This is a genomic window from Flavobacterium agri (assembly GCF_013401995.1).
GTDB lineage: Bacteria > Bacteroidota > Bacteroidia > Flavobacteriales > Flavobacteriaceae > Flavobacterium > Flavobacterium agri.
Genome location: NZ_JACBJI010000007.1, coordinates 50720 through 64624, shown reverse-complemented (window position 1 = coordinate 64624; position 13905 = coordinate 50720). Strand labels below are relative to the sequence as shown.

19 protein-coding genes are annotated in these 13905 nt (G+C 45.0%); 9 read left to right on the top strand and 10 right to left on the bottom strand.

Features of this window, described 5'->3' with window-relative positions; translation table 11 throughout:
* Positions 1-4 precede the first annotated feature (4 nt).
* Positions 5-1423, top strand: coding sequence for an efflux transporter outer membrane subunit (locus tag HZF10_RS14880; RefSeq protein ID WP_176007019.1), 1419 nt, complete (start codon positions 5-7; stop codon positions 1421-1423).
* Between the two features lie 144 nt (positions 1424-1567).
* On the opposite strand, the gene HZF10_RS14875 is transcribed toward HZF10_RS14880, so the two are convergent.
* From HZF10_RS14875 to HZF10_RS14865, 3 genes are all read right to left on the bottom strand, one after another.
* A complete protein-coding gene (locus HZF10_RS14875) occupies positions 1568-2422 on the bottom strand; it encodes a T9SS C-terminal target domain-containing protein (protein WP_176007018.1) in 855 nt (284 codons plus the stop codon).
* 27 nt (positions 2423-2449) lie between these two features.
* A complete protein-coding gene (locus HZF10_RS14870) occupies positions 2450-2938 on the bottom strand; it encodes a hypothetical protein (protein WP_176007017.1) in 489 nt (162 codons plus the stop codon).
* A gap of 495 nt (positions 2939-3433) precedes the next feature.
* Positions 3434-5296 (bottom strand): hypothetical protein, encoded by a 1863-nt coding sequence (locus HZF10_RS14865; protein WP_176007016.1) that lies wholly within the window; start codon positions 5294-5296, stop codon positions 3434-3436.
* Between the two features lie 225 nt (positions 5297-5521).
* Between HZF10_RS14865 and HZF10_RS14860 the strand changes: the two genes are divergently transcribed.
* From HZF10_RS14860 to HZF10_RS14845, 4 genes are read left to right on the top strand one after another with little or no spacing between them, the layout of a single operon-like run.
* Positions 5522-6184, top strand: coding sequence for a hypothetical protein (locus tag HZF10_RS14860; RefSeq protein ID WP_176007015.1), 663 nt, complete (start codon positions 5522-5524; stop codon positions 6182-6184).
* A complete protein-coding gene (locus HZF10_RS14855; protein WP_176007014.1) occupies positions 6185-6832 on the top strand; it encodes a hypothetical protein in 648 nt (215 codons plus the stop codon).
* Entirely contained in the window at positions 6822-7610 is a 789-nt protein-coding gene (locus HZF10_RS14850; RefSeq protein WP_176007013.1) for a sensor histidine kinase, read from the top strand. The genes HZF10_RS14855 and HZF10_RS14850 overlap by 11 nt, the downstream gene beginning before the upstream one ends.
* Positions 7582-8244, top strand: a complete 663-nt coding sequence (locus tag HZF10_RS14845) for a response regulator (RefSeq protein ID WP_176007012.1) — start codon at positions 7582-7584, stop codon at positions 8242-8244. Before HZF10_RS14850 ends, HZF10_RS14845 begins: the two co-directional genes overlap by 29 nt.
* Positions 8245-8351: 107 nt before the next feature.
* Here the strand turns inward: HZF10_RS14845 and HZF10_RS18105 are convergent, their stop codons facing one another.
* Positions 8352-8483, bottom strand: a complete 132-nt coding sequence (locus HZF10_RS18105) for a hypothetical protein (RefSeq protein WP_257008570.1) — start codon at positions 8481-8483, stop codon at positions 8352-8354.
* A gap of 188 nt (positions 8484-8671) precedes the next feature.
* Here HZF10_RS18105 and HZF10_RS14840 point away from each other — a divergent pair, with 188 nt between their 5' ends.
* Positions 8672-9214 carry a low affinity iron permease family protein gene (locus HZF10_RS14840; protein ID WP_176007011.1) on the top strand — a complete coding sequence of 181 codons (543 nt, stop codon included), beginning with the start codon at positions 8672-8674 and terminating at the stop codon, positions 9212-9214.
* 75 nt (positions 9215-9289) lie between these two features.
* The gene (locus HZF10_RS14835; RefSeq protein WP_176007010.1) at positions 9290-9502 is read left to right on the top strand and encodes a hypothetical protein; all 213 of its coding nucleotides are present in this window, start codon (positions 9290-9292) and stop codon (positions 9500-9502) included.
* A 50-nt stretch (positions 9503-9552) separates the two neighbouring features.
* Here HZF10_RS14835 and HZF10_RS14830 read toward each other — a convergent pair whose 3' ends face one another.
* A complete protein-coding gene (locus HZF10_RS14830) occupies positions 9553-9873 on the bottom strand; it encodes a hypothetical protein (RefSeq protein ID WP_176007009.1) in 321 nt (106 codons plus the stop codon).
* A 186-nt stretch (positions 9874-10059) separates the two neighbouring features.
* Between HZF10_RS14830 and HZF10_RS14825 the strand changes: the two genes are divergently transcribed.
* The gene (locus HZF10_RS14825; RefSeq protein WP_176007008.1) at positions 10060-10434 is read left to right on the top strand and encodes a hypothetical protein; all 375 of its coding nucleotides are present in this window, start codon (positions 10060-10062) and stop codon (positions 10432-10434) included.
* Between the two features lie 11 nt (positions 10435-10445).
* Here the strand turns inward: HZF10_RS14825 and HZF10_RS14820 are convergent, their stop codons facing one another.
* A complete protein-coding gene (locus HZF10_RS14820) occupies positions 10446-10730 on the bottom strand; it encodes a SemiSWEET family sugar transporter (RefSeq protein WP_176007007.1) in 285 nt (94 codons plus the stop codon).
* A gap of 160 nt (positions 10731-10890) precedes the next feature.
* Between HZF10_RS14820 and HZF10_RS14815 the strand changes: the two genes are divergently transcribed.
* On the top strand, positions 10891-11484 hold the full coding sequence (locus HZF10_RS14815; protein ID WP_176007006.1) for a YciE/YciF ferroxidase family protein: 594 nt from the start codon (positions 10891-10893) through the stop codon (positions 11482-11484).
* 53 nt (positions 11485-11537) lie between these two features.
* Here HZF10_RS14815 and HZF10_RS14810 read toward each other — a convergent pair whose 3' ends face one another.
* The 4 genes from HZF10_RS14810 to HZF10_RS14795 all read right to left on the bottom strand — a co-directional run bounded on the left by HZF10_RS14810 (position 11538) and on the right by HZF10_RS14795 (position 13788).
* The gene (locus HZF10_RS14810; RefSeq protein ID WP_246282625.1) at positions 11538-12017 is read right to left on the bottom strand and encodes a response regulator; all 480 of its coding nucleotides are present in this window, start codon (positions 12015-12017) and stop codon (positions 11538-11540) included.
* Positions 12004-12555, bottom strand: coding sequence for a helix-turn-helix domain-containing protein (locus tag HZF10_RS14805; protein ID WP_176007005.1), 552 nt, complete (start codon positions 12553-12555; stop codon positions 12004-12006). The genes HZF10_RS14810 and HZF10_RS14805 overlap by 14 nt, the downstream gene beginning before the upstream one ends.
* 243 nt (positions 12556-12798) lie before the next feature.
* Positions 12799-13260, bottom strand: a complete 462-nt coding sequence (locus HZF10_RS14800; RefSeq protein ID WP_246282623.1) for a response regulator — start codon at positions 13258-13260, stop codon at positions 12799-12801.
* A 15-nt stretch (positions 13261-13275) separates the two neighbouring features.
* Positions 13276-13788 carry a helix-turn-helix domain-containing protein gene (locus tag HZF10_RS14795; protein WP_176007004.1) on the bottom strand — a complete coding sequence of 171 codons (513 nt, stop codon included), beginning with the start codon at positions 13786-13788 and terminating at the stop codon, positions 13276-13278.
* Positions 13789-13905: the final 117 nt, after the last annotated feature.

Genomic DNA, 13905 nt, shown 5'->3' with positions numbered 1-13905 from the left:
CATCATGAAAAATCACATAAAAATACTGACCGCAAGCGTTTTGCTGCTTATCGCAAGTGCTTGTAAGGTCTCGAAAGACATTGAAACGCCTAAGGAAGCGATTCCTGCGGCTTATCGTTCGGACGTTGCTGCGTCTACATCTTCTGCCACTATCGCAGACACGGACTGGCGTTCGTTCTTTACCGACAATACGCTGCAAACCCTTGTCGACAGTGCGTTGGTCCGCAACAACGATTTGCTGGTTGCCCAACAGAACATCGAAATCGCACGTCTTCGTTTGTCTCAGGCAAAATGGGGAAATGTGCCCACGTTGAACCTTCAGGTAACCGCGAGTTCTACGAATCCGTCCGAGAACAGTTTGAACGGATTGAGTCTGAGCCAGTTCGTCGGTCAACATCATATCGATGATTTCACGGCCGCCGGAACCTTGAGTTGGGAAGCCGACATTTGGGGAAAAATCAAGAACCGCAAAAAATCGGCTTTGGCTCAATATTTACAGTCGTCCGAAGCCAAAAATGCGTTGCAAACCATTATCGTCTCGAATGTCGCACGCGGCTTCTACAACCTGTTGATGCTTGATGCCCAACTTGAAGTGGCACGCAAAAACCTCGAACTCAACGAAAGGACGCTGCAGATCATCAATCTCAGATACGATTCGGGGCAGGTGACGTCTTTGGCCAAACAACAAGCTGAAGCACAACGTCTTGTCGCGGCTCAATTGATTCCGTTTTTGGAGCAACAAATTGCAATCCAGGAAAATGCATTGAGCGTTTTGACCGGAAGTTTCCCGAAAACCATCGACCGCAAAACCTCGTTGGCGCAATTGGCCGTAGCCGATAAATTGGATGCGGGTGTACCTTCTCAAATGGTCGCGCTTCGTCCCGATGTAAAAGCTTCCGAATTGTATCTGCAACAGATGAACGCCGAAGTCGGAGTCACGAAAGCCCAACTGTATCCGTCGCTTACGATCAGTGCGACCGCTGGTGTGAATTCGTTCGAAGCCAGCAATTGGTTCACGATGCCCGCTTCCTTGTTCGGAACGGTCGCCGGCGGATTGACGCAGCCTTTGCTCAACGGCAAACGCCTTCGTACGCAATACGAAGTCTCGAAAGCCGAACGCGAGAAAGCCGTGATCGGGTTCAGGCAATCGGTTTTGGTGGCCGTGGGCGAAGTATCGAACGCTTTGGTTTCTATCGACAAACTCAAATTGCAGTACGAAGCGGCAGACAGTCGCAAGAATACGTTGCAAACCGCCGTGAAAAATGCCGACCTGCTGTTCAAATCGGGTATGGCGAATTACCTCGAGGTGATTACGGCCCAGGATAATTTGTTGCAAAGCGAGCTTCAGGTGTTGGTGCAGAAAAAAGCCCGTCTTGACGCCGCAGTGGAACTTTACCGCTCTTTGGGCGGTGGGTGGAAATGATTATTTGTTTTCATTTTGTGTGGAAAGCTCTTCTTCGGAAGGGCTTTTTACTTTTAGGGCGGTTTGGTTTGCCACGAATGGCACTAATTTCACTACTCTTTTACTGTTATTTATTTGTGGCATTCGTGCAATTCGCGGCTAAGATTATTCAAGCCGGACCAGATGGAGTTCCTGTTTTCGGCTGATGATCCACGGCAAAAGGAAATGTTCGTTGGAAAGATAAAAATCGCGTCCGTTGAAAGTCGTGATGCCTTCGGTTTGACGGAACGCTTTGCGCAGTCGGTAACGCGTGACCTTTCCGGAGAAGAAAGCGTTGTTGCTGAAATCGGTGAAATCGAGAAGGAACGTCCGAAGCAATCCGTTGTAGCCGCAAAGCACGAGACGTTGTTTGTTTTCGTCAAAAAAAGCGCCCGTGATGCGCACTTTAGATTTGAATTCGGACTGGAATTTCGCCGTGTAAAAGCCCGGTGATTTCCCAATGGAATAACAGCCGGTGCGGTGCTTCTCTTTTGTGAACAGATAAATACTGTCGCGCGAAACGACGAACGCCTCGCAATTATAATTTCTTTTCTTTATGCTATCGTGCAAATGCTCTTCGGGCCACGAAAAACCGATACTGTCGAGCTCGATCCGGCGTTCTGAAAGTGCTTTTTTCCTTAACCTGTAAATATACAGACGGTCGCGTGCATGGTGGTTGTTTCCGATATCGGCTATGTAAATGAAAAGGCTGTCGCTCGAAATCTCTTCCCAATCGAAGTTTTTAACAGGCAACCCAAACCTTTCTCCTATTTTACCGGTAAGCGTGTCGAGGCTGTAAAGTATGGGCTTTTTTCCGGAGTCGTTATGCGTGAGCAGTTGGCCATTGAAAACGGTAAGTCCAGACGTTTCGGAAACTTCCGACGGCAATTTGATCGAAACAAGCGGTTTGACGCAACGTTTCTGCATAGGCTGGGCAAACACCAGCACCGGAAAAAGAACGCACATCAAAAGTTGTCTCATGCTGCAATTTCCGTAAAAAAACCCGGATTACTTATAGCGGGCTTTCTCATCTTGAGAGAAACTTTCCGATTGTTTGATGAAGTTCCTGACCAACAGCTTGATGTCTTTGGGCGCTTTGGCGTATCCGGTCTCGATAACGGTCTTGTCGTCTTTAAGGTTATCGCGATAGTTCACGATGAAAGGCACGTTTTCCTGTACGCTCATCCTGATCATACGGATTTCGATGTTTTGCGGATCGGCCAATGCGGCGGCGTCGATAAAACCCGCACCTTCTTTCATGAATGAGATTTTGTCGGGCAGATAATTGGAATGTTTTGATTTGAGCGTCAACGCACAGCCTTTATACGCCACAAGCGTTTTGTTGGCATCGTCTTTTTGTACGTCTTTGACCAATTCGGCAAATTTGTTGGCGTCCGATTCGGATTTCGGTGACGCGATGTAGGCTTGGCGGACTTGGGCGAGATCCAATACCGACATCAGGACACCTACGCTAAGAAACCAAAAGATATATTTCATAAGATAGTTTTTTGCAATATGCTGAATCCATTGTTGTTTCTGTCTACAACATTTCTGTGAATTCTTACAAAATTCAACTATTACAACTAACCAATTTACGAAAATGAGGTCATATGTCCAACACTAATGGAGACTGTTTTGAGTTCCCGGGCTGGTTCTTTGAAAAAAACGCCAAAAACCGATTTTGACCGTCTCTAAATCGTAATTCTCATTCTCTGCATCGCAAATAACACCCGAAAATACCTCGTCGCCTACTGTATCAAGTCAATTTGAACGACGACATAATGGTCACCGGCAAAGCCTCATAATCCAACTTATCCAAAGACGAAGATACCTTTTTGAATCCATGTGGGTTCACAAAACACGTGGAAAGCGGCGCTTGGGCTTTGCAAAGAAATTTTCGCAAAAACCAAGACTGCCGTGTATAATTTCCTTATTGTTCCCGATGTTTTATAGCCGGCATCGGAAGGATTGTTCCCAACACCGGCCATTAGTTCATTTATTGCTTACCAAAGAAGTGGCAGTTGGGGCAACATATCCCGCATTGATTGATTTTTGCCCCCAATGTGGGATGAGTGGAAAATTGCCGTAAGGTGTCTGAACCGTATACTGTATAGGAAGATCCATCGAATGCAGTTCGAGTTCAGAATCGTATTTCCCAAATAACGCGGCATCGGCAATCTGGGCCAGGTCGTCTAATTTGAATGCATTGCCTACTATGCTTCCCAAACCGAAAGTGATCCCCAAAGCACGGATACCGGCTCCGCAAGTCAGGTGATTTCTAATATTGGTGAACATGTCCTCGACCGGAGATGACGAAAGTTGGATCTGATATTGTATCGGACGTGGACGAATCGAAAGCGTACAACCGTCGGCCAAATTGGTTTTGGTGATGTCGGCAACCAATTCGGGATTCTTGATCGAACCCGAAAAATTTGGATTCCCTTTGAATTGCAAATACGGACAACTCAACAGGAAACCTATCCCTTCGTAACCGTGATAGGTCAAATCGTAATTCAATTTTCCCGAAAAAGACATGTCCTGTGCTATGGCTACCGACGAAAAAGTATCGTCGAAAACAATATTGTTGAGGTTACATGAAATCGAGCCGCTGCCATTGGCACTTCCGCCTATCGTACCGGCTTTTATTCTCGAAGGCAATACATTGAGTGCATGTTTAGCTACATTACACGCCGCACAAAAGCCCGGATTTATTACGCATCTCCAACCGGACGGACAAGAAAGTCCCGGTCTTGGCACATACACACCGGCACGTGGTATATCCTGTGCAAAACTTTTGTTTGCAGAAAACCGGAAATTCAAATTCGACAACGCCTCGTTGAGATTCGATGAAAGGAATCCGTTTCTTATTTTAACGGTCATTTGGGAATTGGCTTCCCATTCGGGAGTGTCGAAATTGCGTTTGTCGATACTTTCGAACCGATTCTTGAGCTCTTTATCCAACACCATAAACACGCGCTTTTTCTCGCTTAAGTCCATTGCTTGGTAAGACGGGCATTCGAACGCATTGACAGGATCGGCGTTGAAAAGCCCCAGCATGCGCATCCCATCGGGGTTTATGTTTATGGAGAACTGTGGTTTCAATCCTTTAAAGGTTATCGTTGCATCGGTTTCTATAGACACACCGCTTCCCGCACTTATAAGCGTAGAAACCTGTATGTTGTCTTGCGGCAATGGCTTTAGTTTTACGTGATACGTTTTAAGTGTTCCATTGAGATTGGCCAAATGTTGCGAAAGGATGTTGTTCAAAAGTTTGTAAAGGGGTTTCTGGCGCGTCAAAAACCCCAAACCTTTAAAACCTATATGCTTGATTTTTATAGAATTGAAATACGGATTCAGATACAAAGTGTCTCCGCTGTAGTAAGGAATGAGCGCCGCATTTACTTCATACTCGACATTTTTAAGCCTTTTGTGGCTCAAATAGAGTTTTTGTTCGGTGTTGGCCAGCAATTCCTGTTCGCCAAAAGCGAGACTTGCATCTTTGATGACGAGACTGTCGAGCTCTTTTTGGTCAAATACGATGCTTCTGGTGTTTTGCTTGAGTAGTTCCGACACAAGTGAATCGAGCATCTGTTTACGAAGTTGCATCGAGACATCGTAATTTAAAGTCGTATCAAGCGCATTGAGATTCTTGCATGCGCCCGCAATTTTCATATCTTGGGTAATGACGGGAGGAAACTTCCTGTTGATGCTCCCTTTGAGGAAAAGGCCGCAACTTTGGAACAATACAGCCAAAACCAATACTAGTGCAAAACGCACGTGACTTTTTGACGGACTCGAAATGACCATCAAATTTTTCTTAAGGTCGAACCACTTGTAAATGTTTGTCGTATGCATAATTTCTATATTTTTATAACACCTACTCTTGCCGTTTTCGGTATCCCGGATTTATTTACCAAAGTTATTTTACCGTGATTGGCCTGACCTTGGTAGATTTACTATTGCAAACCAGTATTTCGACCAAGACGGACGCTAGGGAAAAACCTAGTCGTTTTAGGAGAAAAACATCTAGCCATTGATTTTATGATCACCAACTTTGAAACCAATAAATTCAAACATATCATGAAAACATCCGCACTTTTACTCGCATTATTGACCTTGGCAGTTGGTTGCAACCAACAAAAGAAAGATACCGCAACTGCTTCGGAAACCACAGCCACAAACGCTGTTACGACTACAACGCCGGCAACTCCATTAGACGAAACCTGCCAGGACGAAACTACATTAACCCTCAGAAGGTTAGGTCAAAGTATTTGTGGCAATGACGGTATGACACTTTCCCACATTACGCATAACATCGACAGCAATGATTTCAAGCGTTTTTTTGAGCGTAAGTACCCGACTAATCCACCTGCGATGAAAGAACTTACCTGGCAGGAAATCCAGAATGTGATCGGAACGAATACGTGTTATGACAAGTTCGTACAGTTTGATTTCGACGCGACTTCGGCAAACAATTCCACGATACGGCCTAGTCTTGTAGATTGTTACGACAAGGATGCGAATTGCTATTCGATCGTATTGTTCAACGCTATCGCAAGACGCCAAAATTTACTACCTGGCTCCAAATTCGAGTTCTCAAGAGGAATAGACGACTCGGGACGCGAAATGGTCATGTTCAGGATTCAGGGCGGAAAGTCCTATTACCATTTCGATATTTCGACTGTCCCTTATTTTTATAATATGCTGCTCAAAATCCACAAACAGGAAATGTCGCTCAAATAGATGAAGGAATTCCTGCTGGCATCCATCAATACGGTCAGGATTTACATGATCATTACCTTCCTTTGGATTTTGTATAATTCCAAAGGAAGGTTCCAAAAGTATTTTCCGTTGCTTCTCGTATTGGTTGTCGGCTTGATAAACGAGTTTTGTCTAAGCTATCTGGCTTACACGAAAGTGGATTCTGGTTTGAATACCAGCATCTATGTGGTTTTGCACAACGTCATTTGGCTTTGGATATTTTATAAGAGTTTTCACCGTCCTTACATTCTCAAAGCCATCATCCTGTATGCGGTTTTCAGTTTGATAAACTTGTTTTTTATCGAAGGCACAACGAATTTCAATTACTATCCGTTTCTTGCGGGTGCATTTCTTTATGTATTGCTTTTTCTTGTCGAAAGCCTAAGGATGCTACACAATGAAAGCATCCTGAACATGCATGGCTCTACCTATCTGATGTTGTGTGCGCCTTTGCTTTTCTTTCTTGGGTTCAGCTTATTGTTTGGTTTTCGGGACAAAGCCATTTTCCAGACAGTTGTCTTTGGTTCTACCACATTGTTCAGTATCATTAGTCTTTTTGTAAATCTTGTTTATTATTCTTTGATCAATTATTGCGTTTCCAGCCCAAAAATCGAACCCCATGAACGATAAAATCGTATTCGGCATTTTGATTTCGTTGATTTTCGTTTGCACGATAATCGTTTTCTGTGCCTTTCTTATAAAACTTTACATCAATAAAATCCGCTCGTACACCGCTCAACTCTACCAAAAAGATCTCGACCTGCAAAAAGCCCTTACCCAAACCGTGATTGAGACCCAGGAGCAAGTATTGCAGAACATTTCGCAAGATCTGCACGATGACGCGGGCCAACAGCTTACGTACATCAACTTCCAGATTGAGGCATTGCGTTTGGATTCGGCCCAAAACAATACGACTCTGGAACCGCTGTCTGAAGCCGTCAAAAAACTTTCGGAATCCATCCGCAACCTCAGCCACTCCCTTAGCAACCAACTTTTGATGAGCAACGATTTGATGAAGGCCATAGCTTCTGAAAGCGAACGGCTCAACAAAACCGGGCGCATCGCGGTGTCATTCAATATACCGCAGCATTTCGACAAGGTTTTCGACACGAACGAAAAAACCGTGCTTTACCGTATCTTTCAGGAATCGATGAACAATATTCTCAAACATTCGAAGGCGACTTACGTGAACATCACCATGACGGATCATCCTTTCGAAATGGTCATATCGGACGACGGAAAAGGATTCGACGCCTCCGACACATCAGGACTTGGCGTGGCCAACATGAAACAACGTGCCACTTCAATCGGATACGAAATAGACATTTCGTCTGTACCCGGAACCGGCACGATCATACGATTACAGCAAAACGACACTTATGGAAAAAACGACGATCGGCATCATTGACGACCATCACATCGTCCGCCACGGATTGAAGGAGCTGTTGCACAAAATCAGCAATTACAAGGTAACGCATGAATTCGACAACGGAGAGGATTTCCTGTCGAGCCTTCCTATGGAAAACGCTCCCGACCTTTTCATCCTCGATTATTCTATGCCGCGCATGAACGGTATAGAAGTGCTGCAGGCGCTCGAGGAAAAGCAACAAGAACACAAAGTGCTGCTGCTTACCCAACATTTCGACGAAAACATCATCGACACGGCTTACCATCATGGTGCAAGAGGTTTCCTACACAAGAACTGTACGGCACACGACCTCAAATTCGCGATCGACAACATCGTCAAGATCGGTTACAACAACGTGTCCGAAATACTAAAACGCGTTCGCAATTACGAAGGCAACGGCGCCAACGCGCAACGGCAGACGATCCAGCTTTCGGTTCGCGAAGCCGACTTTTTGAGGCTGGTTTGCGACGAAAAAGAATATACATACGAGCAAATGGCCGATATCATGGGGCGTTCGGTAAAATCGATAGAAGCTTACAGGACGGCTTTATTCGACCGTTACGGCATCAAATCGAAAGTCGGGTTGGTCCTGTTCTCGTTCAAGCACAAATTGACGCCTCCGTTTTTAGATTGAAACAAAAAAGTGGAACGATCGCTCATTCCACTTCCTGAAGCTTGGTCTGTCCGACATTTTTCGGAAAACTGCCGTTGTCTCAAGCTTTCAATTTAACTGATAACCAATTATTTCTTTTCGGGAGTCCTGCTTCTTGTAGCCGGTTTCGAGTCTGTCGAACGGCTGCGTGAAGTGCTGGTTTTGGCTCCGGTCTTGTTCGCCGATTTAGAATCGCGAGACATGTTTTCTGAATTTTTCATAACCAATGTCATTAAAGTTGTTTTACAAAGTTCCCGAATCCCGAGATGGCTTTGTTACAGCATTTTATGCGTTTCGTTGTACGAAATCGGTTTTAACTGTTGTTGAAAGATGCAACTCTTGATGTCAACTTTATAAGGCATTTCTTAGGTCGAACTTTTTCCTTTGTTCTATTGAAAAACGCAGAACGATGGAAAAAAAACTCAATTCAACCAATAGTTTCGAAAGTTTTGCGATGAAAGTGTCTAAAGCGGCTGGATCTACGGCAGCTTTCAGCGTTGCTTTTATCGTCATTATCGGATGGGCGATCCTCGGGCCATTCTTCAATTTCTCGGCCGGATGGCAATTGTTCATCAACACGACCACAACAATCGTTACGTTTCTCATGGTTTTCCTGATCCAAAAAGCGCAGAATAAGGACTCGCTCGCGATCCAACTCAAACTTAACGAATTGGTGGCTTCGCACGAATATGCGAGCAACCGTCTTGTGGATATAGAAGAATTGACCGAAGAAGAAATGAAGATCATCCAAAAATACTACGCTCGCCTTAGCCGCCTTTCACAAAAAGAAGAAAGCCTTTTGCGCTCGCATTCCATTGATGAAGCCCAGGATTTGCAATTGTTCAAGGAAGAAATGCGCGAAGAAAGGGATGAAAAGATCGAAAAGAGCAAACGTCAAAAAAGTCCGCAACAGAAAACTACATCCTCGAAAGTGAATACTAACCGCACATGATGCCACTATCGGGCGAAATCTTGTAAAATGTCCAAGCGGATGTAACTGTACTTTTGATTTTCAAAACTTTTAGACATGAAAAGAACAAGTCGCATCTTCATCGCCGCCATTTTTTCCTCAATTTTCATGATGACATCGTGCAAAAAAGAAACGACCAACGTCGAGTCTACAGAAATCACAGACACCGTCATGACTACCGAACCCGACACCACCATGACCCAAGCCGCACCCGTAAACGACACGAACGTATCGGGAACGACCGAAGGAGAAATGGAACAAGTGCCGTAAAAAAATGACACCAAAAGAAAAACCCGGGCGTATTGTCCGGGTTTTCGTTTTTAAGGTTGACCTGTAGGTGATGTCGGAGTTGGGCTGTTCGGATTACTCGGATATCCCGGAGGCGGAGTCGTTGGTGTGGCTGGTGGCATTTTTGCAGGGTCGGTACTGTTGTTTGGCTGCGTGCTCGGCGATTGCGTACTGCGTCTGTTGTTTTGGCGTTTTGTCGAAATCGTGTCGCGCGGCGCATCGGTCTTTTTGGTTGCTTTCACCGACTTCTCGGTTTTGTTCGGGTCTTTTTTCCCTTTGCGGATGGAATCCGTCTGGGCCGATGCTATCGTTACGAACAGCAACGCGCAAAACGTGAAAATGAATCGTCTCATAGTTGTGTCGTTTAAATGAAGCGTAAAGATAGATGCTGGATTTCTGGAGCCATTACAGGTTTCGACATCAGTTGTTATCCAATTTGTGCGAATTCGGCGTAAAATGTGCAAACCGATGTGATAAAGGTGTAACGCAATTTCGTCCAATCGGTTTTAAATTTAACGGACAACTAAAAAAGTAAAATCATGGAAACGCCTAACAATTGGGAAGGACGCGAAAACGAACGCCTTTCCAGATACGACGAAAGCAACGAAAGCAACCCGAGAAATTACAGTCTTTCGGATGCCGAAAACCAATACCGAAGCGAAACACGTCCAGCTGACCCTGAACCTCATAACGACAACGAAAGGTTCGACAACAGTTACGGTATGGGAAGCGACAGCAGCCGAAGCCTTTTGATGCGCGGCAACGAAATGGTATTCGAGAACGACCACGAAGGCCAGGAATTAGACGATGCCTGGGATGCCGCCCAACGCGATGAACGCCAGGAAACCTATGAAGAAGAAAGAAGACGTCTTGAAACCGAACGCAAATACGGCGGCTTCGACACCAGAGTGTAAACGAGACGGGATTAAGTTCCCGTTTTTTTATGGGTTTTGCTTTTGGGCCAAATAAACTTGAGGATCAGGATGACGACACAACTTAACGTAGAAATGCTGTTGCCGACAATCAACGGGATGTCGCTTTTCAGGATACCGTAAACCAACCACGCGGCGTTTCCGATCACGAGCAAGATATAGGTCGCCGTAGAAATATCGCCTACAGATCTGGTGCGTATCATCTTATACGTTTGAGGAAAATTCGCGACGGTAATGAACAATGCGGCGAACAATCCGAGCCATTTTACGTAATCCATGATTTCTTTTTTCTGTTGAAAATAGCAACAAATCTTGAGACTTGCCGCTTCCTTTCCAGATTGTACAATGGATTTTGAAAATACTGTAAGCCATTTGCGTGCACTGTGTTTGACCTTTGTAAGAACACACAACATTTTATAACCGCTAAAAACGATTTTTATGGCAACAACAGCAAAATCAGCAACAAAGAAAACAACTTCAAGAACCACTACCGAGCGTGGAAAAGTCAAAGCCAAACGAAACGCCGCCGAAGAACTTCGCGAATTGTTCGTCGACGGTCTGAAAGATATTTATTGGGCCGAAAAAGCGCTCACGAAAGCGCTGCCTAAAATGGCCAAAAACGCGACTTCTCAGGAATTGGCGTCGGCTATAGACGAGCATCTGGCCGTGACCGAAGAACAAGTGGCCCGTCTTGAAAAAGTATTTGCGCTCGTAGGCGAAAAAGCCGTCGCAAAAAAATGTGATGCGATGGACGGACTGATCAAAGAAGGCGAATCGATCATGGAAGAATCTGAACCCGGCGCGGTTCGCGATGCCGGCATCATTGCAGCCGCACAAAAAGTGGAACATTATGAGATCGCCACTTACGGCACGCTCGTCGCCTGGGCGAAAACCATTGGCGAACAAGAGGCCGCGGAACAATTGCACATGACGCTAGAAGAAGAAAAAGAAGCCGATATGACCTTGACTGAAAAAGCGTATAACACCATCAATTTCGATGCGGCAGAAGCCGATGGAACCGAAGAAGAATAGCAAATAGAAATTTGTTTGGTTAGTAAAAGGCGGGGAATTTGTCCTCGCTTTTTTTATACGTTGAGGAAAAAAGTCTCCTTGTTCATCCCTGAAAGATGGAACTGCCAATTGAGCTTGAGTACATGGGATAACGTCTTTTTGAGCTGATCGAAACTGCTGGGTTTGTGGATGTACACGTTGGCGCCTCCGCTAAAAGTGTCCTCGATATCGCGAGCGCTGTTCGAAGTCGAGTAAATGGCTACCGACACATCTCTGAGGCGCTTGTCCTGCCTGATTTCCCTAAGGCAATCGACTCCCGATTTCATCGGCATGTTCAAATCCAAAAAGATGATATGCGGCAAATCGTTTTCCGGTTGACGAAGATACTCGAGCAGCGAAACGCCGTCCTCGAAAATCGTAAGATCGGTCGAAAGGGCGCGCACATTTTCGAACGCCTCCTCAAAAAGTGCGCGGTCGTCGGCATCGTCATCGACTAAGAAAATCTGCATACGCTGCACGTCGGCTTTGGAGTCGGTGTACTTAATAGTTGCCATTTTTTCTGCGAAGGATTATTTTCCTGAAGTCAGACAACGTGATACCCGTACTTTTCTTGAATTGTTTCGAAAAATGCCCGAGGCTGCTGTACGAAAGCGCATCGCTGATCTGTTTGAGCGACAATTCGTCTTCTATGATCATACGTTTGGCGCGTTCCACCCGCAGCATGATGGTATATTGTTCGATTGAGCAGAACGTATGTGAGGCGAACAGTCCCGAAATGTAACCGTAACTGAAACCGAGCCTATCGGTCAGATAACAGGACAACGTCTGCACCTGATGCTTATTGGTATTGACGACTTCAAAAAGGATGTTCTTGACGCGTTGCACGAGACATTCCTTTTCGTCTTCTATGATCGCGACGCTGTAACGACTGAGTTTATCGTCGAGTTGCGGACGCATGTCGGAAGGAAGGTTTCCGGCGATTTCGACGTATCCTTCCTCGTGTTTCAGGTAATTGATGTCGAGTTTGTCCAATTGGTCCTGCAAGATGCGCATCGGAGCCAAAATGGAATTGCATGAAATGTTGAACTTCATGGTCGTGCAAGTTTAGTTGGTTGTTGTCATAAAAAAAGTGGATTACGCTCAAGGCGTTCCCACTCTCTATTTATATTCCTCTTTAAGATCGATCTATATAAATAGAGAAATCAAAAAGTTGCCCGCTTTAAGGATAAACATTTCTTAAAGCAGCATAGTAAAGTTATACAACTATTGTGCGAAAAACTTGCATTTTTTCCATTTTGAGTTACACCATTTCTCCGAAAGAAGACAAAATGCGAATTAAATATTCAAGAAGAAAGTTTCCTTGTTCAAGCCTGACATGTGGAATTGCCAGTTGGTTTTGAGTACATGGCTGATGACTTTGCGCAGCTTGTCGAAATTGCTGGGTTTCTGGATGTAGATATTCGCGCCTTTGCCAAGCGTATCTTCGATGTCGCGGTCTGCACTCGAAGTAGAATAAATCGCGATCGACATGTCGCGCAACCTCGGAATCGCGCGCAACTCCTCAAGACATTGGATTCCCGATTTGCCGGGCATGTTCAAATCGAGGAACAAAATATGGGGCAAAGCACATTCGGGATCGGAAAAATAATCCATAAGCGCGAACCCGTCCTCAAAAAGCGCGAGTTCGTGTTTAATGGACGTGGCGTTCAAGGCTTCCTCGAAGAACATGCGGTCGTCGGCATCGTCGTCGGCAAGCATCACCTTCATCGTATCCCTTTCGTATTTTTCTACCATCATATCTGTTGTGTTGTTCTAAATGTTGGCTGACCTTTTCAATTCTATTATGCGTTTGAAGGACGAAATCGTAAGCCCGGTCGTTTTCTTGAACTGTCGCGAAAAGTGTTGTACGCTGCTGTAATTGAGCACGGCGCTGATCTGCTTGAGCGTGAGCCTTCCTTCCATGATCATTTCCTTGGCGCGTTCTATCCTGAGCAAAATGACGTACTTCTCTATCGAATAATGCGTCTGTGATGCAAAAAGATAGGATAAATACCCATAACTCAGATTCATCCTTTCGGACAGGTAATACGAAATCGTCATCAGTTGCGGCTTGTTGTCGTGCACAAGCTCAATCAGGATGTTGCGTATTTTTTGGACGAGCTGGCTTTTCTCATCAACCAACACCTCTATGCTGTAAGCACTCAGAACGTCGGCCAATTGCAATAATTTTTGTTCTGATACTGTATCGGGCAATTCGATTTCCCCGGATGCTATCACTTTGTACGGTATGTCGAGTTTTAGGAATTGCTCCTTCAAAATGGCCATAACCGCTAAATTGTCATGGCGAATAATGTTGAACCTCATTCGTAAAAGCTCCTATAATCTACATGGTTTAACAACTTTGCCTCAAAATGGATTCAAAAAAAAATGGAACACCCGAAT